The organism is Gellertiella hungarica, assembly GCF_014197145.1.
Lineage (GTDB): Bacteria > Pseudomonadota > Alphaproteobacteria > Rhizobiales > Rhizobiaceae > Gellertiella > Gellertiella hungarica.
Genome location: NZ_JACIEZ010000003.1, coordinates 338,735 through 360,516 on the forward strand (window position 1 = coordinate 338,735; position 21,782 = coordinate 360,516).

The 21,782-nt window shown below is 62.6% G+C and carries 25 protein-coding genes; 13 read left to right on the top strand and 12 right to left on the bottom strand.

Annotated elements, in window-relative coordinates; all coding sequences use genetic code 11:
• Window positions 1–214 precede the first annotated feature (214 nt).
• Window positions 215–1,063, top strand: coding sequence for a hypothetical protein (locus GGR23_RS10155; RefSeq protein WP_183366160.1), 849 nt, complete (start codon window positions 215–217; stop codon window positions 1,061–1,063).
• A gap of 9 nt (window positions 1,064–1,072) precedes the next feature.
• Here the strand turns inward: GGR23_RS10155 and GGR23_RS10160 are convergent, their stop codons facing one another.
• Window positions 1,073–1,681 (bottom strand): flavin reductase family protein, encoded by a 609-nt coding sequence (locus GGR23_RS10160; RefSeq protein ID WP_183366161.1) that lies wholly within the window; start codon window positions 1,679–1,681, stop codon window positions 1,073–1,075.
• Complete coding sequence (locus tag GGR23_RS10165) at window positions 1,681–2,262, bottom strand: nitroreductase family protein (protein ID WP_183366162.1); 582 nt, start codon at window positions 2,260–2,262, stop codon at window positions 1,681–1,683. The genes GGR23_RS10160 and GGR23_RS10165 overlap by 1 nt, the downstream gene beginning before the upstream one ends.
• Window positions 2,263–2,426: 164 nt before the next feature.
• Here GGR23_RS10165 and GGR23_RS10170 point away from each other — a divergent pair, with 164 nt between their 5' ends.
• The gene (locus GGR23_RS10170) at window positions 2,427–3,449 is read left to right on the top strand and encodes a hypothetical protein (protein WP_382340196.1); all 1,023 of its coding nucleotides are present in this window, start codon (window positions 2,427–2,429) and stop codon (window positions 3,447–3,449) included.
• Window positions 3,450–3,504: 55 nt separating this feature from the next.
• Window positions 3,505–3,948 carry a GFA family protein gene (locus GGR23_RS10175; RefSeq protein WP_183366163.1) on the top strand — a complete coding sequence of 148 codons (444 nt, stop codon included), beginning with the start codon at window positions 3,505–3,507 and terminating at the stop codon, window positions 3,946–3,948.
• Here the strand turns inward: GGR23_RS10175 and GGR23_RS10180 are convergent.
• The 5 genes from GGR23_RS10180 to GGR23_RS10200 form a co-directional block, all read right to left on the bottom strand.
• Window positions 3,888–4,727, bottom strand: a complete 840-nt coding sequence (locus GGR23_RS10180) for a 1-acyl-sn-glycerol-3-phosphate acyltransferase (RefSeq protein ID WP_183366164.1) — start codon at window positions 4,725–4,727, stop codon at window positions 3,888–3,890. The genes GGR23_RS10175 and GGR23_RS10180 overlap by 61 nt on opposite strands.
• A 191-nt stretch (window positions 4,728–4,918) precedes the next feature.
• Window positions 4,919–6,898, bottom strand: a complete 1,980-nt coding sequence (thrS, locus tag GGR23_RS10185; protein WP_183366165.1) for a threonine--tRNA ligase — start codon at window positions 6,896–6,898, stop codon at window positions 4,919–4,921.
• Window positions 6,899–7,017: 119 nt separating this feature from the next.
• A complete protein-coding gene (locus GGR23_RS10190) occupies window positions 7,018–7,437 on the bottom strand; it encodes a DUF2267 domain-containing protein (protein WP_183366166.1) in 420 nt (139 codons plus the stop codon).
• Window positions 7,434–7,808: a membrane protein insertion efficiency factor YidD gene (gene yidD / locus GGR23_RS10195; RefSeq protein WP_183366167.1), complete on the bottom strand. Its 375-nt coding sequence runs from the start codon at window positions 7,806–7,808 to the stop codon at window positions 7,434–7,436. The genes GGR23_RS10190 and yidD overlap by 4 nt, the downstream gene beginning before the upstream one ends.
• Window positions 7,809–7,829: 21 nt before the next feature.
• Window positions 7,830–8,270, bottom strand: coding sequence for an iron-sulfur cluster assembly scaffold protein (locus GGR23_RS10200; protein ID WP_183366168.1), 441 nt, complete (start codon window positions 8,268–8,270; stop codon window positions 7,830–7,832).
• Between the two features lie 320 nt (window positions 8,271–8,590).
• Here GGR23_RS10200 and folE point away from each other — a divergent pair, with 320 nt between their 5' ends.
• The 3 genes from folE to GGR23_RS10215 all read left to right on the top strand — a co-directional run bounded on the left by folE (window position 8,591) and on the right by GGR23_RS10215 (window position 10,966).
• Window positions 8,591–9,205 carry a GTP cyclohydrolase I FolE gene (folE, locus tag GGR23_RS10205; protein WP_183366169.1) on the top strand — a complete coding sequence of 205 codons (615 nt, stop codon included), beginning with the start codon at window positions 8,591–8,593 and terminating at the stop codon, window positions 9,203–9,205.
• Window positions 9,206–9,231: 26 nt separating this feature from the next.
• Window positions 9,232–9,690, top strand: coding sequence for a phosphoribosyl-AMP cyclohydrolase (gene hisI / locus GGR23_RS10210; RefSeq protein ID WP_183366170.1), 459 nt, complete (start codon window positions 9,232–9,234; stop codon window positions 9,688–9,690).
• 313 nt (window positions 9,691–10,003) lie between these two features.
• A complete protein-coding gene (locus GGR23_RS10215) occupies window positions 10,004–10,966 on the top strand; it encodes a patatin-like phospholipase family protein (protein WP_183366171.1) in 963 nt (320 codons plus the stop codon).
• 306 nt (window positions 10,967–11,272) lie between these two features.
• On the opposite strand, the gene GGR23_RS10220 is transcribed toward GGR23_RS10215, so the two are convergent.
• Both GGR23_RS10220 and GGR23_RS10225 read right to left on the bottom strand, forming a co-directional pair.
• Window positions 11,273–11,707 (bottom strand): CBS domain-containing protein, encoded by a 435-nt coding sequence (locus GGR23_RS10220; protein ID WP_183366172.1) that lies wholly within the window; start codon window positions 11,705–11,707, stop codon window positions 11,273–11,275.
• Window positions 11,708–11,821: 114 nt separating this feature from the next.
• Window positions 11,822–12,589, bottom strand: a complete 768-nt coding sequence (locus tag GGR23_RS10225; protein WP_183366173.1) for a rhomboid family intramembrane serine protease — start codon at window positions 12,587–12,589, stop codon at window positions 11,822–11,824.
• 377 nt (window positions 12,590–12,966) lie between these two features.
• Between GGR23_RS10225 and GGR23_RS10230 the strand changes: the two genes are divergently transcribed.
• The 3 genes from GGR23_RS10230 to GGR23_RS10240 all read left to right on the top strand — a co-directional run bounded on the left by GGR23_RS10230 (window position 12,967) and on the right by GGR23_RS10240 (window position 15,380).
• Window positions 12,967–13,563, top strand: coding sequence for a PAS domain-containing protein (locus GGR23_RS10230; protein WP_183366174.1), 597 nt, complete (start codon window positions 12,967–12,969; stop codon window positions 13,561–13,563).
• Window positions 13,564–13,687: 124 nt separating this feature from the next.
• Complete coding sequence (locus GGR23_RS10235; RefSeq protein WP_183366175.1) at window positions 13,688–14,302, top strand: PilZ domain-containing protein; 615 nt, start codon at window positions 13,688–13,690, stop codon at window positions 14,300–14,302.
• A 469-nt stretch (window positions 14,303–14,771) separates the two neighbouring features.
• Window positions 14,772–15,380: a transglutaminase-like cysteine peptidase gene (locus GGR23_RS10240; RefSeq protein WP_183366176.1), complete on the top strand. Its 609-nt coding sequence runs from the start codon at window positions 14,772–14,774 to the stop codon at window positions 15,378–15,380.
• A 184-nt stretch (window positions 15,381–15,564) separates the two neighbouring features.
• Here the strand turns inward: GGR23_RS10240 and GGR23_RS10245 are convergent, their stop codons facing one another.
• Window positions 15,565–15,879: a hypothetical protein gene (locus GGR23_RS10245; protein ID WP_183366177.1), complete on the bottom strand. Its 315-nt coding sequence runs from the start codon at window positions 15,877–15,879 to the stop codon at window positions 15,565–15,567.
• A gap of 129 nt (window positions 15,880–16,008) precedes the next feature.
• On the opposite strand from GGR23_RS10245, the gene GGR23_RS10250 reads away from it, so the two are divergent.
• The 3 genes from GGR23_RS10250 (at window position 16,009) to GGR23_RS10260 (ending at window position 18,739) form a co-directional block, all read left to right on the top strand.
• A complete protein-coding gene (locus tag GGR23_RS10250; RefSeq protein WP_183366178.1) occupies window positions 16,009–16,761 on the top strand; it encodes a hypothetical protein in 753 nt (250 codons plus the stop codon).
• A 177-nt stretch (window positions 16,762–16,938) separates the two neighbouring features.
• Complete coding sequence (locus GGR23_RS10255) at window positions 16,939–18,357, top strand: D-alanyl-D-alanine carboxypeptidase (protein WP_183366383.1); 1,419 nt, start codon at window positions 16,939–16,941, stop codon at window positions 18,355–18,357.
• 157 nt (window positions 18,358–18,514) lie between these two features.
• Window positions 18,515–18,739: a hypothetical protein gene (locus GGR23_RS10260; RefSeq protein ID WP_382340199.1), complete on the top strand. Its 225-nt coding sequence runs from the start codon at window positions 18,515–18,517 to the stop codon at window positions 18,737–18,739.
• 165 nt (window positions 18,740–18,904) lie between these two features.
• On the opposite strand, the gene GGR23_RS10265 is transcribed toward GGR23_RS10260, so the two are convergent.
• Together GGR23_RS10265 and GGR23_RS10270 are read right to left on the bottom strand one after the other, a co-directional pair.
• Complete coding sequence (locus tag GGR23_RS10265; RefSeq protein ID WP_183366180.1) at window positions 18,905–19,342, bottom strand: DUF1489 family protein; 438 nt, start codon at window positions 19,340–19,342, stop codon at window positions 18,905–18,907.
• Between the two features lie 38 nt (window positions 19,343–19,380).
• Window positions 19,381–20,784, bottom strand: coding sequence for an L-serine ammonia-lyase (locus tag GGR23_RS10270; protein ID WP_183366181.1), 1,404 nt, complete (start codon window positions 20,782–20,784; stop codon window positions 19,381–19,383).
• 218 nt (window positions 20,785–21,002) lie between these two features.
• Here GGR23_RS10270 and GGR23_RS10275 point away from each other — a divergent pair, with 218 nt between their 5' ends.
• Window positions 21,003–21,725 (top strand): DUF599 domain-containing protein, encoded by a 723-nt coding sequence (locus GGR23_RS10275; RefSeq protein ID WP_183366182.1) that lies wholly within the window; start codon window positions 21,003–21,005, stop codon window positions 21,723–21,725.
• Window positions 21,726–21,782 lie beyond the last annotated feature (57 nt).

Sequence of the window (21,782 nt, forward strand, 5' to 3'; positions counted from 1 at the left end):
CTTGGGACTCACCCTACCGATCAATGGATTACGATTGGTTAACTACGTTCATTAAGCATAAATCCATTAGAAGAAAGCGCGGTGTGGAGATCCACGGCTGATGCTGGGAAAATGCCGCAAAGCGGGCGTAGGTTGGCCTGAATGGCAGGCGATTCCCGTTGCGGGACAGGATGGGCCCCCGGACCGACCGGCGCGCCCGAGGAGTGAGACGCGGATGAACCTCGCACCCAACGGCCTTCCGGTCGATTTCCTCACCCGCTCCTGGCTGGTGATTCCACCGCTCGAAGAGGGCGCTCTTGCCGCCGGAATGAAGAGCGGGGCGGATGTGGTCTGCTTCGATCTCGGGGCAGTCAGCCGCGTGCGCCGGGCCACCGCAGCCGAAGCGCTTTGTCAGTTTGTTCGCGAATCGAAAGAGGCGCTGCAGCAGGTCGGGGCGCCTGCCGTGTTCTTTCTGCTGCCGGAGGCCGACGACGACACCGACAGCCTGCTCGAAACCCTGATGCCGGCGCGGCCGACCGGGCTTTTGCTGACCGTTCACGACCCGCGGGACGTGCAGGAGCTCGACGTGCTGGTCGCGGTCCACGAGGCCATCAACGACATCGAGGACGGGTTGACCCGTCTTGCCTGCCTGCTACCGCATGCTCTCAACGCCGATTTTTGCGGCCTTTCTCGCAGGCTGATCGGCCTGGGCTGGTCGGCGGAAGCCTTCCGCGCCCATGTCGGTGCTCGCCGCATGCTGGATGCGGGGGGAGCGCTTTCGGATTCGTTCCGGCTGGCCCGCAGCTCGGTGCTGCTGGCGGCAGCCTCGGCGGGGCTGGAGGCCATCGATTCCCATTCGGGCCTCTGGTCCACCGACAGATTGGCAAGGGATGTGCAGGAAGCGGCGGCGGACGGGTTCACGGGGAAATTCTCCCTGTCACCGCGCCAGGTCAGTGCCATCAACCACGGCTTCACCCCCGGTCCCGATGAGGTCGAGGAGGCACGGGCATGGCTGCAGCAGCCGGACGAATTGTGCCGGCGGGATTACCTGCGCGCGCTTCGCGTCCTGAAACGCGCGCCGTAGCGGCTCGGATCAGGGCGCTTTCGGGCGCATCATCTCGAACACGTCGCCACCGTCGCAGTAATCCATGTAGCCCATGCGCCCGACCGGGCGCACCGCAGCCATGTCGATGCGTCCGTCGCGAATGATGCTTTCATCGATATGAATGCCCACCACCTGTCCGAAGGTGATTACCGTATCCGCTTCCTGGCCTTCGAGACCCCTGGGATGCAGGATTTCCGTCACCCGGCACTCCAGCGCGGCATGGGCTTCCCCGACATAGGGGGCGTCGACCATTTGTCCGGTGACGGGGGTGAGCCCGGCAATCGCGAATTCATCCACACCATAAGGTACGGCAATGGACGACTCGTTCATGGGGCGCACCAGATCCCTGCTCACCAGACTGACGGTGAAGACGCCCGTTTCGGCGGCATTGCGGGGAGAACCCTTCCCTCGCCCGGCCGCGAACATCACGATCTTCGGATCATCCGCAACGATGTTGAAGAAGGAATAGGGCGAGAGATTGCGCGACCCGTCGAGACCGCGGGTCCCGATCCAGCCGATCGGACGCGGCGACACGATGGCCTTGAAGGGATCGTGTCGCAGCCCGTGGACATTGCCGGCGGTTTCGTAGAACCGCATCAGGCCTCGCCCACCCAGGTCACGGTTTCGGAAAGCTCCGGACGCGGACGCTCGACTGCCGGAAAGTCCGTGGAGCCGACATGGATGAAGCCGGCGACCTTTTCACCCGGCTGGATGCCCAGAAGCGGCCAGGCACGCTCGTCAAAGGCGAACCATTCCGTCAGCCAGTTGGCGACGTAGCCGACGGCATTGGCTGCCATGAGGGTGTTGAGGCAAAGGGCACCGGCAGACATAACCTGTTCCCATTCCGGGACCTTGGCATGGGGTGCCGCCTTGCTGACAACGGCGATGACGACGGGGGCACGGGTGAAGCGGGTCTTCTCCACCTCGACCAGCTCGGCGCTGAGGTTCGGTTCGACGGCGAGCCGAAGCTTCAGCAGCTCGGCTCCGATGCGCACCCGCTCTTCACCGCGATAGACGATGAAGCGCCAGGGAGCGAGCTTTCCGTGGTCCGGCACGCGGGAGGCGAGCGGAAGAAGTTCCTCGATCTCAGGACGGGACGGGCCCGGCTCCCGCATCTGGAACGCGGGAATGGAGCGCCTGACGGCAAGATAATCCTTGAGGGCTTTGTTTTCGGTCATCGGGAGGTCCATGGGGTGAGAAAGCCGGCGAAGCCGGCAGCAGACAAGGTGGGCCTTGAAATTGCCATTCGGTTCAGTTTGAAGTGAAGCCGCGCGCAACAGATGTCAACCGGGTATCTTTCATGTCGGGACTTTCCAGAGCCGTTCGCGGCTTCCTCATCCTCATGGGAACCCTGTCCTGGGTGACCACGGCCACGGCCCAGGATGCGCCCCAGGCCGACATGGGCGCGGCCTCCGCCCCGAGCGTCTCGGGCAGCGAAGGCGGCGGGCTTGCCGACGACCCGCTGAAGGCTTTCCAGCAGCTGGACGGCGTGGCGAAGATGCCAAAGCTCAACGCCTTTACCGCACCCAACGACCCGCTTTCTCCAGCCGCCATGATGAAGACGGTGCGTTTCGAGGCGAAACTCAAGTCGGATGGGAAACCCGTGGAGGACGGCCTCGTCTGGAGCGTCTTCAGCCCGAATGCGGGCTCGGACGAGAAGCTGCCGCTGGTAGCAACCGCCACGGGCGGCTCCTCCGCCTTCCAGCTCGCGCCCGGAGACTATTTCGTCAATGTCGCCTTCGGGCGCGCGGGCGTAACCAAGCGGCTCAAGGTGCCGCTCGTCGGCGACGTTCCCCGGCAGACCCTGGTGCTCGATGCGGGCGGCCTGCTGCTGAACGCCGTTTCGGGCTCGGACATGCGCATTCCCGCCGACGATCTCAGCTTCACGATCTATTCGACGGACATCAAGGAAGACGGCGAGCGGGGCCTCGTCATGGATGACGTCAATCCGAACGAGGTGGTGCGCCTGAATGCCGGGACCTATCATGTCGTTTCGAATTACGGGGACATCAATGCCGTGATCCGGGCAGACATCCAGGTGGAGGCCGGGCGCCTGACCAAGGCTGTGCTGCAGCATCGCGCTGCCCAGATCACGCTCAAGCTCGTATCGGAAAAGGGCGGCGAGGCGCTGGCCGATACGGCCTGGTCCGTGCTGACCTCTTCGGGCGACACGCTGGCGGAAAGCGTCAGCGCCTTCCCGACATTGATCCTTTCGGAGGGCCAGTATACGGCCGTCGCCCGCAACAAGGACAAGATCTACCAGATGGATTTCAAGGTGACCGCGGGGGTCAACACCGATGTCGAGGTGATCACCTCCCAATCACTGCACCGGCCGGACACGCAGGCTGCGGTCTTCGCCGACTGACAGTCAGCAGTGTTACGGACACGGCTCTGCACTTCGTGGGCAAAGGGAGGGAGGCATGCCGGGGAAGAAGATGTGGCGTGGCGGCTGCCTGTGCGGCTCCATACGCTTCGAGGCCGAGGGGGATCCGGAATTTCCCCATACATGCTCCTGCCGCATGTGCCAAAGGGCGACCGGCGCACTGACCGTCGCCTGGGTCGAGTTCAACCGTGACAAGGTGCGCTGGATCGGTGAAGGCGGCAACCCTGCCCTGTTTCGTTCTTCGGAAAAGTCGTCCCGCGCCTTCTGCCCGCGCTGCGGCTCGTCGCTCGGGGCGGTCGATGACGCGCCGGTCGTGGCACTTCTGACGGGCTGTTTCGATACCCCGCACCATCTGCCGCTCAAACCCGCCAGCCATTCCTATCGGAGCGGCCGGCCCGCTTGGTGGCACGTCGATGTCCGTCAGCCGGCCAAGGGGGCTGCCCGCTTGCCCGAGGGAGCAAGCGAAAAGACCGAATCGTAGAGATAGGTGAGGATTTCCTGCCGGCCCGGCATGCGGCTAAGCTCGTCCCAGTAGATCATGCTGCCGACCGTGGAGCTGATCATCGAACCCGACAGACGGCGAAACTCCCGAATGAGAAGCGAGATGCGCAGGGTCAGCGAAAACTTGCTGACCAGATGGAAGAGCCTGCCGTTCTGGCCCTCGAAATAGATCGGAATGACATTGGCCTTGGCAGCCTGAACCAGCTTCGCCGTGAAGATCTTCCAGGGAAGGTCTTCCGCCTTGCCGAAGGCCTTCCTGGCCGTCGCGACGCCGCCCGCGGGAAACACGACGATCGTCACGCCCTCTTTCAGCAGGCGCACCGCCTCGTTGCGGGTCTGCATGTTGATGGCGAGCGCTTCCTTCGTCTCCTCGAAGGAAACGGGCAGCGAATAGGGTGCCATTTCCGGCACTTTCAGAAGCTCGTTGTTGATCAGCACCCGGAACGGACGGCCAAGCTGTTCCGCCAGCGCAAGAACGGCGATCCCATCGCCGATGCCGTAGGGATGATTGGCAACGATGACCACGGGGGCGTCGGTGAGGTTCTTCGGCGGCCACTCGCCATTCACCTGCATCCTGACGTCGATGAGATCGAGCATCTTCCCGAAGACCCTGTCGCCCTGAACGACGATCTCGTTCCGCCAGATTTCATAGAGGTTCACGAAGCGGTCGCGGCCGGACAGGCCCTCGATCGTACGGATGATCCAGCGTTTCAGCCGCGGATCCCGTTCGTTGGCATAGGAAAGTTCCTTGAAGCGCACTTTCGTCCGGGCACCGGGCCCGCCCCCTAACGTGCAGCAGTCCGAAGCCCGGTCCGCCGCGAGCATGCAGTATGGTGATGCAATTATCACCATACTCTATTTCTGTAGATCATAACTAAGCAATGTTACGGATTTCTGACGGAAACTTGTGTATTTCGCGTCAGATTCTCCGCAACTTGCCGTGATCCTGATCAACCCTTCCGGGCTGCGGCCTTGCGTTTCAGATCCGGTGCGGTCGCCTCGTCCTTCAGGGCCGCAATGGCCTCTTCGAGGGACATGGAAACCTGGGCCTGAGAACCGATTCGGCGGATGTTGACCGACCGCTCCTCCGCTTCCTTCTTGCCGCAGACGATGATGACCGGAACCTTGGTGACCGAGTGTTCCCGGACCTTGTAGTTGATCTTCTCGTTGCGGAAGTCGGTCTCGACGTTCAGGCCTGCATCACGCAGGGCATCTGCCACTTCCTGGCCATAGGCGTCAGCCTCCGAAGTGATCGTGGCGACCACCACCTGCAGCGGCGAAACCCAGAGCGGCATGTGGCCGGCAAAGTTCTCGATCAGGATGCCGAGGAACCGCTCCATCGAGCCGCAGATGGCGCGATGGATCATCACCGGCTGGGTCTTTTCCGAGTTCTGGTCGATGTAGAAGGCACCGAAGCGCTCCGGCAGGTTGAAATCCACCTGCGTGGTGCCGCACTGCCATTCGCGGCCGATGGCGTCCTTCAGCGTGTATTCGAACTTCGGACCGTAGAAAGCGCCCTCGCCCGGCAGGATGCCGGTCTTGATGCGGCCGCCGGATTGTTCCTCGATGGTCTTCAGAACCTCCATCATCACGCGCTCGGCGCGATCCCAGAGATCGTCGGAACCGACGCGCTTTTCCGGACGGGTCGAGAGCTTGACGACGATTTCCTTGAAGCCGAAATCCTCGTAGACCGACAGGATCAGGTCGTTGATCTTCAGGCATTCCGCCGCCATCTGCTCGTCGGTGCAGAAGATATGCGCATCGTCCTGCGTGAAGCCGCGCACGCGCATCAGGCCGTGCAGCGCACCCGAGGGCTCGTAGCGGTGAACGGCGCCGAATTCTGCAAGCCGGATGGGAAGTTCGCGGTAAGACTTCAACCCATGCTTGAAGATTTGGATGTGGCCCGGGCAGTTCATCGGCTTCAGCGCGAAGACGCGTTCGTCGTCGGTCTCGTCACCGGCAACCGTCACCTTGAACATGTTGTCGCGGTACCAGCCCCAGTGGCCGGAGGTTTCCCAGAGCGACTTGTCGAGCACCTGCGGCGCGTTGACTTCCTGATAATCGCCTTCGAGACGACGGCGCATGTAGGAAACCAGCGACTGGAACATCCGCCAGCCCTTGCCGTGCCAGAACACCACGCCCGGACCTTCTTCCTGGAAATGGAAGAGATCCATCTCGCGGCCCAGGCGGCGGTGGTCGCGCTTCTCGGCTTCCGCGAGCACGTGGAGATAGTTGTCCAGGTCTTCCTGCTCGGCCCAGGCCGTGCCGTAGATGCGGGTCAGCATCGGGTTGTTGCTGTCGCCACGCCAGTAGGCACCGGCCACCTTCATCAGCTTGAAGGCCGTGCCGATCTGGCCGGTGGAGGCCATGTGCGGACCGCGGCAGAGATCGAACCAGTCGCCCTGATAGTAGATCTTGAGGTCCTGCCCCTCGGGAATGGCATCGACCAGTTCCACCTTGTACTTCTCGCCCTTGGAGGCAAAAACTTCCTTCGCCTTGTCGCGCGACCAGATTTCCTTGGTGAAGGGCTTGTTGCGCTGGATGATCTCCTTCATGCGCTTCTCGATCTTCGGCAGATCTTCGGGCGTGAAGGGCTCGTCCTTGGCGAAGTCGTAATAGAAGCCGTTGTCGATAACAGGACCGATGGTCACCTGCGTGCCGGGCCAAAGCTCCTGCACGGCTTCGGCCATCACGTGGGCGCAGTCATGCCGGATGAGCTCCAGCGCGCGCGGATCGGTGCGGGTGACAATCTCGACCGTTCCCTCGGAAACGGGGTCGGAAAGATCGCGGACGGTTCCGTTCACGGCAAAGGCGAGCGCCTTCTTGGCCAGCGACTTCGAGATCGACTCGGCCACTTCGCGGCCGGTCGTGCCTGCGGGGAACTGCCTGACGGAACCATCGGGAAAAGTGAGAGAAACGGCTTCGGACATGAAGAACTCCTTGGGTCCAGTCCCGCCAACGAATGCGGGTGGCTTTAGAGGGGCAAAGGCCCCCGGAAACGGGGCGGGTTTAGTATGATTTGTGGCTCAAGTAAAGGAAGTGCCTTGCCTCAGCCCTGCCAGAAGGCGCGCGCCTCGGGGCGCAATCCGGCCATCACCGCGGCAAAGGCCGTTTCGCCGAGATGTGCCCTCAGCGTTTCTCCCACATCCCGGATTGCGGTGGGCGTCGAGAGATTGTGATCCGGGCGCAGCGCCAGCACGTCCTTATGGTGGTCTGCCGCACTTGAAAAGGAAGCCGGTACCTGATCCGGGACCCAGCCTTTTATGAAGATGGCGCGAAGGATGGGCGGCAGCGCGTCTGCAAAAATCATGACCTCGGCCGGCAGCAAGCGGCGGCGAAAGGCCAGAAGCACGGCTTCGAGCATGGTGTAGGTCTGGTTGGTGGTTTGAAGCATGGCATGGTCGCGCAGCGAGACCAGAAACCGGTCGAATTCCACCTGCGCCTGCCGAAGCTCCATGGGGACGGTCATGCTGCGTATTTCCCTGCCCTGCGCCAGTAGGTCCAAGGCTTCCACCAGACCTGCCGCTCCTCCAGCCGTTCTGGCACTGGGTCGAAGCCGGATGTTCCGCCCGGGCCGCAGCGGGTGACGCGGAAGAAGGTCATCCATCCGCCCGCCCAGAGACCGTGGCGGGCAATCGCCTCGTAGCCGAATTCGGAACAGGTGGGCATGTGCCGGCAGCTGTTGCCGATCAGGCTGGAGAGAGTGAGCTGGTAGAGCCGGATGAACCCCATGCCGAAAAGCCGGTCCGGTGTGCTGCGGAAGGGACCGCTCCAGTTGCGGCCGCGGCGCCCTGGCGGTCTTTCCGTGGCATTGTGGCCGCAACCCGGCGCATCGCACATGAAACGCTCTCCCGAAACCAGTCAGGCCGGAACGGCCCTCTTCGCCTCGATCTCGTCGATGGCCTTCACCACCGCATCGAAGGTGAGCATGGTGGAGGCGTGACGGGCCTTGTAATCCTTGACCGGCTTCAGGAAACGCATGTCCTCGAAGCGTCCCGAAGGGCCTTCGCCTCCTTCCTTGAGCATGGCGAGCATGTCCGTTCGCGCGCGGCGAACCTCGTCGGCGGTAGCGCCGACCACATGCCGTGCCATGATGGAGGATGACGCCTGGCCGAGTGCGCAGGCCTTCACCTCGTGCGAGAAGGCGGAGACGACAGGCCCGTCCATCTTCACGTAAACCCTGACCTTGGAGCCGCAGAGCTTCGAATGTGCATCCGCGCTGGCATCCGCGTCGGTCATGGCGCCGGTCAGCGGAATGTTCCCGGCAAATTCGAGGATTCGGCTGTTGTAGATGTCGTCCATAGACAAGTCTCTTCATGTGCGACTTGCGGAAACCCCTGCCCGCAAGGCCCTTGCAAAGAAAAACAGGGCGTGTCGTTTTCCGGCTCTTTTCCGTGCCTTGCCCCATACTATATGTTAGGTCGTGTGCCGGTCACGAAAAAACAATGGTCTTTCGCATAAACAGGCGACATGAGCAGGGTGAGAAAGCGTGGTCCAGGCTGACACCGGATCGAGTGAAGGCCGGGCCACCCGATGGGCGGTGCCCGGATTTTTTCGTTTTTGGCAGGGCATGCAGTTAGGATAGCACGGTTCGCTCCGGCGGATCAGGAGGCAACAGTCGAATGGATGCAATCATCAAGAACTTCCCGCGGGGCGCTTCTGAAAACGGCCGCCCGACGCAACAGGAAGCCGAAGAGGCCGTCCGCGTTCTGTTGCGGTGGGCCGGTGACGATCCCAGCCGAGAAGGCCTGCTGGATACCCCTGCCCGCGTTGCCAAGGCCTACCGCGAGCTTTTCGGCGGTTACGACATGGCGGCGGAAGACGTGCTGGGCCGGACCTTCGAAGAGGTTGCAGGCTATGACGAGATGGTCCTCGTCCGCGATATCCCCTTCTATTCCCACTGCGAGCACCACATGGTGCCGATCATCGGCAAGGCGCATATCGCCTACCTGCCGGATGGTCGCGTTCTCGGCCTGTCCAAGATGGCCCGCGTCGTGGAGATCTATGCCCGGCGCCTGCAAACCCAGGAAACCATGACGGCACAGATCGCAAAATCCATCGACGAGACGCTGCGCCCGCGTGGCGTTGCGGTCCTCATCGAGGCCGAGCACATGTGCATGGCCATGCGCGGGGTGCAGAAGCAGGGTTCCACCACGCTGACCACCACCTTCACCGGAGCCTACAAGGCGGATGCCGCCGAGCAGGCCCGCTTCATGATGATGGTCCGCAACCGCTGACCAACGACGCCTCCGGGGCCAAGACAATGACCATCTCCTTCTCCGCGCCGCCGCGCGACAAGGCCGCTCTGGAGGGCCAGGGCACCTTCACGCCGAAATTCGATGCGAACGGCCTCATTACCGCCGTCGTCACGGATGCACGCGACGGCGAACTGCTGATGGTCGCCCACATGAACGACGAGGCGCTGTCGCTCACGCTTGAAACCGGCATTGCCCATTACTTCAGCCGCTCCCGCGGCAAGATCTGGAAGAAGGGCGAAACCTCCGGCAATCTCCAGACGGTGACAGAAATCCGCACCGATTGCGATCAGGACGCGCTGTGGCTGAAGGTCACCGTGGCGGGACATGATGCGACCTGCCACACCGGCCGCCGCTCCTGCTTCTACCGCACCGTCTCCCTCGGTGCTGACGGCCCTGCGGTTTCCATCACGGACGATGTCAGGCACTTCGAACCGGGCGCGGTCTACGGAGACGGCAAGGCCTGAGCCTGCCGAACGCCCTCCAGCCTCCAGCGAAATAATCGGACGCGAAGCGAACCTTGGCGGAGGATGCGCGTTGTCATTGGCGCGCTCCGCCTTGCATGCCAGGAATTGGCGGTCTGCGGGAGCCGCGGCTGATGATGGACTGCATTCCGCCGGATGGCCTCGGGCGGCATGAAAGGGTGTGAAGACAAGCGCTTTTCACGCAATTTCCCTTTCGGCGGAATGAATCTCTCGCACCAGGCGCGTCTCTAAACCAATTTGAAACCGGAACGGGCGCTTCATAGGGGTGAGGAGTGTTCAGCCAAGGGGAATGAGGATGCTGAACTGGAGCTTGAATAGGTCCAACGGGGTAACGTCGACGCTCGAACCTGCCACGCCCGATCCGCCGGTGGCGGATATTCCCCCGCCTGTCGCACCGAAGAAGCCGCGCACCCGGATTGCGCTGGCGCTGGGGGGCGGTGCTGCCCGCGGCTGGGCCCATATCGGTGTTCTCAGGGCGCTCGACGAGGCAGGCATCGAGGTCGGCATGATTGCCGGCACCTCCATCGGCGCGCTCGTCGGCGGCTGCTATCTTGCCGGCAAGCTGGACGAGCTGGAGGCCTTTGCCCGATCTCTCACCATGCGCAGAATCGCAGGCCTTCTCGATTTCACCATCGGCGGCGGCGGCCTCTTCGGCGGCATGCGGCTGACGCGGCGCATGCAGGAGCATCTTCAGGGCCTGTCCATCGAGGATCTCGATCGCCCCTTTGTCGCGGTGGCTTCCGAGGTCAACACCGGTCATGAAGTCTGGATTACCAGCGGCTCGCTCATCACGGCCATCCGCGCCTCCTACGCCCTGCCCGGCATTTTCGAACCGATCCGCTGCAACAACCGGACCCTCATCGACGGCGCATTGGTAAACCCGGTTCCGGTTTCCGTCTGCCGCGCCCATGAGGAGCCGCTCGTCGTGGCGGTCAATCTCAACTACGATCTCTACGGGCGGTCGGCGGTGGTCAAGCATAGCGCCAGCGTGCAGCCCGAGCTGGAATCGGCTCCCAAGACTGCCGAAGCCCGTCTGGGCATGACCGGGGTCATGGTTCAGGCCTTCAACATCATCCAGGACCGCATCTCCCGCGCCCGTCTGGCCGGCGATCCGCCGGACATCGCCCTGCATCCCCGCCTCAGCGATATCGGTCTTTCGGAGTTCCACCGCGCCGGCGAAGCGATCGAGCGCGGCTATGAGGAAGGGCGCTCCAAGCTGTCCGAACTGAAACGCCTGCAGGAAACATTCGCGCGATAGGTTTTCCAGCCTTTGGAAGTGCGTCGCATTTAGGGATGTGCATCCCCTCTGTCCCGGGAGATCTCCCCCTCAAGGGGGAGAAACAGACCGGGCGTTTCAGGTTTCCCCAAACAACTGCCGTCTCACCTGCAGGAACGGTGTCTGAGTTTTTTTCACCCCTCAACGCCACCACGCCCCCTTGAGGGGAGATGTCCGGCAGGGCAGAAGGGGGCGGTGCGGCTACCGGACCCTTGTGCTGGATGGAAGGCGATGCCTTTCGGCAAACCCGACGACGTCCCAAGACAGAAGGAGCACCAAGCGCCCCGCCTACCCGGCGATGTAGGCCTTGATCTGCTCGGCTTCGTGTTCGATTTCGCGAATGCGGGATTTCACCACGTCGCCGATCGAGATCATGCCCACAAGCCTGCCGTCCTTTTCCACGGGAACGTGGCGGAAGCGGCGGCTGCTCATGACTTCCATCAGCTGGTTTGCCGTATGCTCCTCACCGCAGCGATAGACGTTCGAGGTCATGGCCGTGGCGACCGGCATGGACAGGGCCTCGGCGCCGTGGCGGGCAAGAGCGCTCACCACGTCCCGTTCCGAAAAGATGCCGGCGATCTTGCCTTCGACACCGACGATGACGACGGCCCCGATCTTCTTGTCATGCAGCAGGCGGGCGGCTTCTCCGACAGTGACGTTTGGCCCGGTCGTGAATACGTTCCGCCCCTTCTGATCGAGCATGGACTTTACGGATACAGACATGCGCTTCCTCCCTTAGAAGATGCAACGTCCGGATCTCCCCGGCCAATCGACCGTCTCCCTGAGATCCGGTCAATCCATGGTGCCTGTCATCGTTATCGAATGCAATAGGTCGATTCACCCATCGTTAACCGCGGCGCCTTCCCCTGGAGGAACCGGCTGCCGGTCGAACAGCGGAAAGGCGAAGAAGCCGAAGAGAAGGCCGCCGATATGCGCCTCCCAGGCCACGGCGGCGGATGCATCGCCGACGATCGGCAACCCCACCGCGACGAGCACGTTGCCAGCAAGCCAGACTAGCAGAAAGCTGACTGCGGTGCGGCTGGCCAGCACCTCTCCGACGCCGAGCAATGGATAGGCAAAGACCGGACGGCGGGAGAAAACCTTGCTGCGGGGCGGAAATGCGAACCGGCAGGCCGCGCCCATGAAGGCGGAAATGACGCCGGAAGCGCCGATCACCAACTGGACCTCACCCCAATGAATGGCGGCAAAGACCGCCGCCGCGGCCACTGCCGAGGCAATCCAGAAAACCACCGATCGTCGCGTGCCGATGCGGGACACGACGGGCGTTCCGAAACAGGCCAGCCAGAGGCAGTTGAACACGAGATGCTCAACGCTTCCGTGCAGGAATGAGTAGGAAAGCGGGCTCCAGACCCAGGAATAGTCGCCCTCGAACAAGGGATAGACATACCGCGCCGGAATGAAGCCGAACTCGAAATCGATCCAGCGCGACAGGGCCTCGGAAAGAAGATAGGCCTGCGCCACGAACAATCCGGCCATCAAAACAATGACCAGCACGAGGGCGCCGGGAATGTTGAGGATGGGTTCGGAACGCGGCGCGGCCGGCGGCGGCTGCAGGCTTTCTTCAGGGGGGATCGAATCGGTCATGCCGCGAGCCTAGTGCAGAGCGCGGCAGGATGAAATCGCCCCCTGCCAAAGGTCTTTCAACAAGGCGTGAAATGGCGTCTACGTCAGGGTCTGCCGCCGCCCGGGGTCGGCCTTCACGTTCGGTCTGCCGACAAAAAAAGAAGCCGTCCCGCTTGCGCCGGACGGCTTTTCGGTCCCCCGGGCTCAGCCCGTCACCGATCAGTCGAGTGCCGAAGAACATGTCTTCAGAGATGCTGGATCCCTTCTGCCAGCAATCGGCAGGCGCGGCAATCTCAACCCTTTGTTAACCTTAACGCACCGGAGTTGGCACGGTTCTGGCACCGGGGCCGGTTGTGGACGTTTCCGAAGGCATGATGCCTCAATCAAGGACACCTGGCATGGAGCTGAAAATCTCGCGCGATATCGTCGATTACTGGAACGACATCAGGGGTGGCCGCCCAGCGCCACTGCGCGCCGAGCTGAAGCCCGCCCCGATATCCGCCCTCTTGCCAGACCTTTTCATTCTGCAGTGGGATGACAGCGGGGAAATCGTCTTTCGTCTCGCAGGCACGCGGGTCTGCCTGCTGATGGGCAAGGAACTGCGCGAGCGGTCCTTCACCGCCCTTTGGCCACCAAGACAGAGGGCCGGGATCCAGGGGCTGGTGCATCAGGTCGCGGAGCATCTGCGGCCGGTTTCGCTGCACGTCTCGGGCTACAGGCGGGAACTCGATCCCCTGCACTTCGAGATGGTTCTCCTGCCGGTACTGGAGGAAGGCGGCCAGGGCTGCCGCGTTCTCGGGTCCTTCGCGCCGGTGCAGGCAAGCGCCTGGCAAACGCTGGAGCCGGTCTCGATCCTGCAGGCGGAGCACATCAGGGCCATCGGGGGCCGTTCCGGTCAAAGTGTTTCCGGCTCGACGATCAGCCTCAGGGACGGGATGCTCACGGCAATCAGGAGACTCTCGCCGTTCGGCCGGAAACTGCCGGTGAATCAATGATATGAACTGAAGTCCCGGCATCCCGCCGATACCGTCTTCGCGCCAGGAAACCGCCCGCCACAAACCTTCTATTAACCCGACGGTTTTATTGTGGCCCCCTGAGCAACCCAGCAAGAAGACGTCCATGTATTCGTTTTCGGCCAGTCACAACACTGCCCCACCTCCACGACCGCCGGAAACGCGGTCGTTCCAGCGCGTGACAGTCAACCTGCCCGGCCGGCTGATGCTTCCCAATTTTGACGAATTCGATTGTGTGGCGGCGGAGATGTCGCCCGGCGATCTGCACATGACCTGCAAGGGTCGCCCCTCTGCCGGCGACCGCATCATCGCATACATCGATCATCTCGGCCGCATCGAAGGAACGGTGCTTCACCTCACCCCCGGCGGTTTCGCGATGAACATCGTGGCATCGGAACGCAAGCGCGAGAAACTCGCGGCGCAGCTCACCTGGATCGCCAACAAGCACGAGCTCGGCCTGCCGGAAGACCGCCGCCACGACCGCCTCACCCCGCGCGACACGCGCGCGGAGCTGGTGCTCGAGGACGGGCGCCGCTACGTCTGCCGCATCATGGACCTTTCCCTTTCCGGCGCGGCACTCGACATCGAATATCGTCCGCCGATCGGCACACCCGTGCTTCTGGGCAGCATGCGGGGGCGCATCGTCCGCCACTTCATGGAAGGCGTGGCCATGGAGTTCAACTCCGTACAGTCGCGCGAGGCGCTGCGCGAGTTCCTCTGATCATACGAAGCCGCCACTGCAAAGGCCCGCCATCGGCGGGCTTTTTCGTTTTCCGGGCATTTTTCCAGGACCGTCGTGAAAAAAAATCTGACCGTCCAAATGCAGTGCAGTCGCAAAAAAGACACTCGATGTTCTGTCCGAACCCCCGGGCGCCACCCGAGAATCCCGCTCTGCACCCCCTCTCCTTTCTCCCACGCAACAGGATCCCACCGGTGCAGCACGCGGCCACCACGCCTTAACATCAATGAATTCAGAGGGTTAATACATAAAAGGTACAGTTTTAGCCGTATTTTCCGTACATTCGATTCAATCTGTCGTAAAAACTGGCATGTATTTTATTCGAGTTTTCTGCAAGTTTAATCCAAATACAATTCAATATTGCCTCAAGTAAACACTGTATTTGAGCGCGGTGTTTCGCGAGGAATAAAAATATCCGTGTCATTGTGCTCTCATATCGGGGAGAACAACGATGACAAAAACAAAAATACTGAAAAGCTGCATCGCCGCCTTTGGTCTCACGCTGGCCCTTTCGGGTGTGGCGCATGCCGTGCCAGCCTCCATGAGCGTGATCGGCCGCGCAAACCCGCCCATCGGCGCCTATGAGTTCTGCCGGGACAATCCCTCCGAGTGCGACCAGACCTATGCGGATGTGGGCCCGGTCAACCTCACCGAAGCCTCCTGGAAGGAGATCCTCAAGGTCAATTATCAGGTCAACTCCACCGTCGTGCCGATGACCGATCAGGACATCTACGGCGTCGAGGAAAAGTGGGCCTATCCGCAGGATGTGGGCGATTGCGAGGATTACGCCCTCGAAAAGCGCAAGCTGCTGATCCAGGTCGGCTTCTCGCCCTCCGATCTTCTCATCACCGTGGTCCTCCAGCCGAATGGCGACGGTCATGCCGTGCTCACGGTCCGCACCGACCGCGGCGACTTCATTCTCGACAACATGCAGAACAAGGTCATGCTCTGGTCCGAGACCGCCTACCGCTATCTCAAGCGCCAGTCCGTCACCAGCGCCGCCGGCTGGGACAAGATCCAGGACGGCCGCGCGACCGTTGTGGGTAGCGTCGGGCAGTAACCCTTTCGGCTGGCCCTCCCCTTGGCGGGCCTGCCAGACCTTGCGGAGCCGGCTCGCCGCCTATCCTCCGCAAGATGGCATACCGGTCAGTCCCCCGCACCCGTCCCCGACCGGCGCCATCCTAAGCCGATCCCGCCTGTCCCCGGGATCGGCTTTTTCTTACGTTCAGCCTGACAGCGATTTCTCAGCCTGCCAGAAAACGGAGCGCGGCAATAAGGCATAGACCGTAGCTCGCCGACCACAGCAGCATGACCACCAGGATCGCCGCCAGATCATAAGCCGTTCCCGCCTCTCGCCGCCGATAGGCCGCGGTTGCATCCCACATCAGCCCCGGACCGGCCGCGATGGCCAGTGCCCATGGCAGCAACCGCCGCTCGAGCTGCAAGCCGGAACGCTGTTCCGGCCAGGCCTCGCCGATACACCATCTCAGCAGGTCGAGAACGATCAGCGAAGCCAGGAAGCCCGCAGCGCAGGCCTGAGCGATCGTCAAGAAATTCATGCCTTGTTAACCATATTTGCCGAACCTGTTTCCGACGATTCCACTGCAAGAGCCGTGCCGCCACACCCCACGCCACCGGGGATAAGGGCAGGTCCGCTCATCACTCTTCCGGAAGCGAGCAAACGCTGCATGAGCCATTCTGCCTCCATACCCGCTTCCCTTGAAGAGGAACCGTTGATTTCCAACCGTTTTCTTCTGAAGTCCCTCGCCTATCTGGCGGCAATGGCCGCGATGACCGGCGCGCTCGTTCTCGGCGGTCACTGGGCCGGCAAGAAGATCAATCTCGCCGGACATACCGACAGCCGCGAGGTCCGCACCATCGACATTGGCCCGGACCGGCTTCTTCTTCCTTCCAATGTGATCCGTTTCGAAACGCAGCGCCGGAATGGGACGGCCGAAAGGGTAGATCTCTACCTCTCCTGGCCTGACATGGAAGGCTATACGCGCGAACATGCGGACCGGTTCAACGATCTCTCGAAAAGCCGCCGTCTGATCTTCGTCCAGATCACCCAGTCGGTGATGTCGCGGGACATGTCCGGCCGTGTGGAGCCGATCTACAGCCACTACTTCCGGGGAAATCCGCAAGACGCGGGCAATGGCCTGACGCTTCATCATTTCGCCCCGGAAGCCGGTTACCAGGACGATGTCCTGCTCACGGCGCCGCGCGCCGGACAGCCGGATTTCGCCGTACGCTGCATCCTGCCGAAAACGCCGCAGGAGGCAACGAGCGGCGATTGCCAGCGCGATATCGGCGCCGGGAAGGACCTTTCCGTGCTCTACCGTTTTTCCAGCGATCTGCTCCCCGAATGGGAAGCGCTGGACCGCGCCGTGGCCGCTTTCGTGGCTGCGCATATGGGCAAACCCAAGGGGGAAAAACGATAAAATCCCCTGGGCGATCAAAACCAATCATTAAACATAAACCGATTGGTAACGCTAATCCGATAGCGTCCAGTCTTACCGGCGGACCGGAGAGAACTCCGGCTTCAGCGATACACATGCAAAGCAAAGAGTAGAGTAGTGTCAAAAACAGCATCCACCGTAGCTGCCGGACGTGCCGGCATGTTCGTCTTCCGTACGGTCACATGCCTGCTTTTCGCAGCGGCCCTCTTCCTGACCGGCTCCGGCAACCCCGCCTATGCAAAGGGGTCCAAATATGCCGGGATCGTGGTCGATGCAAAGACCGGGAATGTCCTGTACAGCGAGAACCCCGACAGCCTGCGCTATCCGGCATCGCTGACGAAGATGATGACGCTCTACCTCGTCTTCGAGGCCCTTGAGAATGGCCGCATCCGTCTGGATACCCGCGTGCCGGTGTCCAAGAACGCCGCAGCCGAACCGCCATCCAAGCTTGGCCTGCGTCCGGGCAACACGATCACGATCGAGCAGGGTATCCTCGGCCTCGTGACCCGCTCTGCCAATGACGCGTCCACGGCAATCGGCGAATTTCTCGGCGGCTCGGAAGCCCGCTTTGCTCAGATGATGACCGCCAAGGCCCGCGCGTTGGGCATGACTCGCACCACCTATCGCAACGCCAACGGCCTGCCGAACACCGCGCAGATGACCACGGCTCGCGACCAGGCGCGGCTCGGCATTGCGCTGCGCAAGCATTTCCCCCAGTACTACCACTATTTCTCGACCCGCAGCTTCAAGTTCGGCAAGCAGGTGATCGGCAACCACAACCGCCTGCTTGGCGTCGTGAAGAGTGTCGATGGCATCAAGACCGGCTATACCCAGGCTGCCGGCTTCAACCTCGTCACGTCCGCCCAGGTCGATGGCCGTTCCATCGTCGGTGTCGTGCTCGGCGCCCCCTCCGGCGGCTGGCGCAACGCGCAGATGACGAAACTCGTGAAAGCCTATCTGCCGAAGGCATCCCGCGGTCGCGGCGGCGAAGAGGTGGTGGCGAAGGCTGCTCCGGCCGATATCGAGCCCGACGTGAGCGCCCAGGCCGCCTACGCCCCGGCAGAAGACAGCTCGACGAATGCCGCGGCGGCAGCTCTTGCCCCTGCCGGCCAGGGCGTCCAGCTTCCGCAGACAGGTCCGCTTCCGGACAGCCGCTACGAGGCACAGCCCGATCTCGCCAATGCCACGCTTTCGCCCGACGGTACTGCCGGCGTTCGCGCCAAGCCGGCCAGCGACGACCAGTCCGGCATTCAGCCGCTTGCTGCACCGATCCCTGCGGCTGACGTCGGCAGCGACCAGGGCATCGACACGCTCACCACCGCATCCACGCCGAAGGGCTGGGTCGTGCAGGTCGGCGTCTCTCCCAATCCCAAGCTTGCCATGGGCCTGCTCGATGCAGCCAAGGCCAAGGGCGGAAAGGTATTGCGTTCCGCCACCCCCATTACGGTCGCCGTTGCCAGCGGCAGCAGCAAGCTCTATCGCGCTCGCTTCGCCGGCTTCGACGACCAGGCAGCTGCCGTCAACGCCTGCAAGGTGCTGAAGCGCCGCGGCGTCAACTGCTGGGCCAGCGCCCAGTAAGGTTCCGGACTTGCGCGGTCCCGCCAGCGGGGCCGCGTCCTTGGCAGGCAGGTCGCCTCCGGCTTATCCCCCCTCGACTTTGTATTGCGTAACGAGGATTTCAGTAATGGCCACCAACGAAAACCGGCCGGGCCCTCTTGATTATCCGGTCAAGCCCATGAGCAGCCTCAGCCCGACCCTTCACCCGCTCCACGAAGCCGCCATGCGTCTGGCCGATATCGGTCTCACCCGCGTGCGGTCCAAGAACAAGACCCGCGACCTCGTCGCTATGCTGCTCTCCCATGGCGCCCGCGCCTGGCGCCTCAACCAGCCGCCTGCTTCGATCCATCTCTACGTGGCGCCCTCCGAAGGACGCTTTCCGGTCTATCTGCGCATCAGATGATGTCTGGACATTGACGAAACAGGGCGGCCGAAGGGCCGCATTTTTTGTTGCCCGAGAGGTGGCGTGGACTGGGCACGGTATAACAGCAATCCCCTCGGTCCTGCCGGGACAGAGGTAGTTGCGGCAAAGGCAGCGGTTTGTGTGTGTTGCTAACCGCAGCGGCCCTTAGAGCAGCCCGAGCTCCATGAGTTCGCGCTTGAGATCGTCGGGCATCTCCGTCACGCCGGCACCCAGCGTGGACAGGTCGCGGGGGGCGTCCTCGGGCTTGAGGTAGCGCCAGCCCTGGAAGGGTCGGCGGGGCTGGAGGGACGTTTCGATGACCTCGGGGCCAAGGACCAGATCGCAGCGGGTGATGCCGTCTTCTCCCGTGAAGGTCCGGATGTCGATCAGCGTCTGGCGGGCCTGAACCTGTCCACGAATGACCCAGTAGAGCGAACCGCCGTCCAGCAGTTCCTCGATGCGCTTCGGCACCATGCGGGTTGTGTGGATGCTGTGCGGCTCCAGCCCCGCGGCCATGGCAATGAGCGAACGCCGGCTGACCCATTCGCGCAGGTCTTCGATCGAATCCGCGCCGACGCAGAGTTTCAGGAGATGGAGGGCCATGGGTATTGCTTTCCGCTTCCGGGCAGGAATCCCCGCCCTCAGCACTCCACCAGATTGACGGCGAGGCCGCCGGTGGAGGTTTCCTTGTATTTCTCGCTCATGTCGTAACCGGTCTGGCGCATGGTTTCAATACAGGCGTCAAGCGGCACGAAATGGGTGCCGTCGCCCTTGAGCGCCAGCGAGGCAGCGGTGACGGCCTTCACCGCACCCAGAGCATTGCGCTCGATGCAGGGGACCTGGACCAGCCCGCCGACCGGATCGCAGGTCATGCCCAGATGATGCTCGAGGGCGATTTCGGCGGCGTTTTCGATCTGCGCGGGCGTGCCACCCATCACGGCCGCAAGCCCCGCGGCCGCCATGGCCGCCGCAGAGCCGACCTCTCCCTGGCAACCGACCTCGGCGCCGGAAATGGAGGCATTGTGCTTGATGATCCCGCCGATGGCAGCGGCCGTGAGCAGGTAATCGCGGATGCCGCGCTCGTCCGCATCCTCGTGGAAGTGGAGGTAATAGCGGATGGTTGCCGGCACCACGCCCGCCGCCCCGTTGGTGGGTGCGGTAACGACCCGGCCACCGGCTGCATTCTCCTCGTTGACGGCCATGGCGTAGACGCTGAGCCAGTCGTTGGCCAGCAGCGGGTTGACCCGGTTGCTGCGCCATTCCTCATGCAGCTTGTCGTGGATCGCGCGCGCGCGCCGGCGGACGTTCAGCCCGCCGGGCATGATGCCCTCACCCTTGAGGCCGCGGTCGATGCAGCTGTTCATGGCGTTCCAGATGCGGTCGAGGCCTTCGTCGAGCGCCTCACGGCTCATCGTCGCTTCCTCGTTGGCGCGCTTCATCTGGGCAATCGTCCTGCCCGAACGCTCCGCCATGGCCAGCATCTCTTCCGCCGTTGCGAAAGGAAAGGGTACGCCCGCCTGCGGCTTCGCAGCCTGATCCGCCTTGCGCATGGCCTCGAGTTCGAGATCCGTCACCACGAAACCGCCGCCGATGGAATAATAGACCTGGGTGAGCAGGACCCGGCCATCCCGGTCCAGGGCAGACAGGCTCATGCCGTTGGCATGGCCGGGGAGCGGCTTCTTCTTGTCGTAGACAAGATCGGTCGCGGGCTGGAAAGCATAGGCCGGATGGCCGGGCGGCTGCACCTTCCCGCTCTTCTCCACCTCTGCGATGATTGCGTCCATGCGGTCGGGATCGACCAGATCGGGGCGCTCGCCCGTTAGGCCGAGAATGACTGCCCTGCCCGTTCCATGCCCCACGCCCGTGAAGGCGAGAGAGCCGTGCAGACTGACCTTCAGCGCACTGACTTCCGCACCGGTCGGACGCGGCCAGTCGCTCGAAAGAACGAGATCAAGAAACCGGTTCGCCGCCGTCATCGGCCCCATCGTATGGGAGCTCGACGGTCCGATACCGATCTTGAATACGTCGAAAACCGAAAGAAACATCCCACTACCCCCGAATCCCCGGCAATTTGCCGGGTAAAATTGATGGATGCAAGGCTGGTATAGGCCGTGGCGCCCGCCATACATCGCGACGCACCGACATGCGGTTGGATTGCGGCGACATTCAGCCGGTGCAAGAGCGGATGCGCACCGATATGCATGCGTGGTATGCAGAACAAGGTGAATCGCGGGAATGGCGGGTAGTACGGGAGACGTAGCCGATGCAGGCGATCGATTATGCGGCACTGGCCCTCTTCATCCTTTCGTGGACGCTCTATTCCCACATCACCAACGGCACCATCCGCCTGTTCGAGCGGGAAAGCCTCACGCGGGTGATGACGGAACATCGGCGGCGCTGGATCCTCAACTCGCTCCGGCGCGATCTGAAGATGATCGATACGCAGATTCTGGCCGGGCTGCAGAACGGCACCGCCTTCTTCGCCTCGACCTCGATATTCGCCTTGGGTGGCTGTTTCGCGCTTCTCGGGGCCACCGAGAAGGTCGATGCCATCTTCCGCGATCTGCCGATTGCCTTTCAAGGCGGGCGTACCGCGTTCGAATTGAAGGTCGGCGGGCTGACGGGGCTTTTCGGTTATGCCTTCTTCAAGTTCGGCTGGTCGTACCGGCTGTTCAACTATTGCACGATCCTCTTTGGCGGACTTCCGATGCTGGAGGAAGCCAGGCGCGACCCGGCAGCAGCGCGTGCCGCCGCAGAGCGGGTCATTCGCATGAATGCCATTGCCGCAGGCCACTTCAATGCGGGCCTGCGGGCAATCTTTCTCTCCATCGGCTATCTCGGCTGGTTCGTGAATGCCTACCTCTTCCTGGTGACGACCGCCTTCGTGCTCGTCATCCTGGTCAGGCGGCAGTTCTTCTCGCCAGCCCGGCAATTGCTGATGGAGGACATGCGCGACGAAGACGTGGATGAGTCGACCGGCGACTGAGGCGCCTTGCATGGCAGCAATGCGGTCGGCGAGGCGCAGTGCCCTGTCCTTACCGTG

Coding starts and splice junctions, on each gene's coding strand:
- GGR23_RS10265 (WP_183366180.1), bottom strand. CDS start 19,342: ATGGCCCTCCATCTCCTGAAACTCTGCGTCGGCGCGGATTCGATCGAA.
- GGR23_RS10275 (WP_183366182.1), top strand. CDS start 21,003: ATGCAGGCGATCGATTATGCGGCACTGGCCCTCTTCATCCTTTCGTGG.
- GGR23_RS10235 (WP_183366175.1), top strand. CDS start 13,688: ATGTATTCGTTTTCGGCCAGTCACAACACTGCCCCACCTCCACGACCG.
- GGR23_RS10215 (WP_183366171.1), top strand. CDS start 10,004: ATGCTGAACTGGAGCTTGAATAGGTCCAACGGGGTAACGTCGACGCTC.
- GGR23_RS10225 (WP_183366173.1), bottom strand. CDS start 12,589: ATGACCGATTCGATCCCCCCTGAAGAAAGCCTGCAGCCGCCGCCGGCC.
- hisI (WP_183366170.1), top strand. CDS start 9,232: ATGACCATCTCCTTCTCCGCGCCGCCGCGCGACAAGGCCGCTCTGGAG.
- GGR23_RS10270 (WP_183366181.1), bottom strand. CDS start 20,784: ATGTTTCTTTCGGTTTTCGACGTATTCAAGATCGGTATCGGACCGTCG.
- GGR23_RS10260 (WP_382340199.1), top strand. CDS start 18,515: ATGAGCAGCCTCAGCCCGACCCTTCACCCGCTCCACGAAGCCGCCATG.
- yidD (WP_183366167.1), bottom strand. CDS start 7,808: ATGTGCGATGCGCCGGGTTGCGGCCACAATGCCACGGAAAGACCGCCA.
- GGR23_RS10170 (WP_382340196.1), top strand. CDS start 2,427: ATGGGAACCCTGTCCTGGGTGACCACGGCCACGGCCCAGGATGCGCCC.
- GGR23_RS10155 (WP_183366160.1), top strand. CDS start 215: ATGAACCTCGCACCCAACGGCCTTCCGGTCGATTTCCTCACCCGCTCC.
- GGR23_RS10175 (WP_183366163.1), top strand. CDS start 3,505: ATGCCGGGGAAGAAGATGTGGCGTGGCGGCTGCCTGTGCGGCTCCATA.
- GGR23_RS10250 (WP_183366178.1), top strand. CDS start 16,009: ATGAGCCATTCTGCCTCCATACCCGCTTCCCTTGAAGAGGAACCGTTG.
- folE (WP_183366169.1), top strand. CDS start 8,591: ATGGATGCAATCATCAAGAACTTCCCGCGGGGCGCTTCTGAAAACGGC.
- GGR23_RS10165 (WP_183366162.1), bottom strand. CDS start 2,262: ATGACCGAAAACAAAGCCCTCAAGGATTATCTTGCCGTCAGGCGCTCC.
- GGR23_RS10220 (WP_183366172.1), bottom strand. CDS start 11,707: ATGTCTGTATCCGTAAAGTCCATGCTCGATCAGAAGGGGCGGAACGTA.
- thrS (WP_183366165.1), bottom strand. CDS start 6,898: ATGTCCGAAGCCGTTTCTCTCACTTTTCCCGATGGTTCCGTCAGGCAG.
- GGR23_RS10190 (WP_183366166.1), bottom strand. CDS start 7,437: ATGACCGTCCCCATGGAGCTTCGGCAGGCGCAGGTGGAATTCGACCGG.
- GGR23_RS10200 (WP_183366168.1), bottom strand. CDS start 8,270: ATGGACGACATCTACAACAGCCGAATCCTCGAATTTGCCGGGAACATT.
- GGR23_RS10160 (WP_183366161.1), bottom strand. CDS start 1,681: ATGCGGTTCTACGAAACCGCCGGCAATGTCCACGGGCTGCGACACGAT.
- GGR23_RS10255 (WP_183366383.1), top strand. CDS start 16,939: ATGTTCGTCTTCCGTACGGTCACATGCCTGCTTTTCGCAGCGGCCCTC.
- GGR23_RS10245 (WP_183366177.1), bottom strand. CDS start 15,879: ATGAATTTCTTGACGATCGCTCAGGCCTGCGCTGCGGGCTTCCTGGCT.
- GGR23_RS10240 (WP_183366176.1), top strand. CDS start 14,772: ATGACAAAAACAAAAATACTGAAAAGCTGCATCGCCGCCTTTGGTCTC.
- GGR23_RS10230 (WP_183366174.1), top strand. CDS start 12,967: ATGGAGCTGAAAATCTCGCGCGATATCGTCGATTACTGGAACGACATC.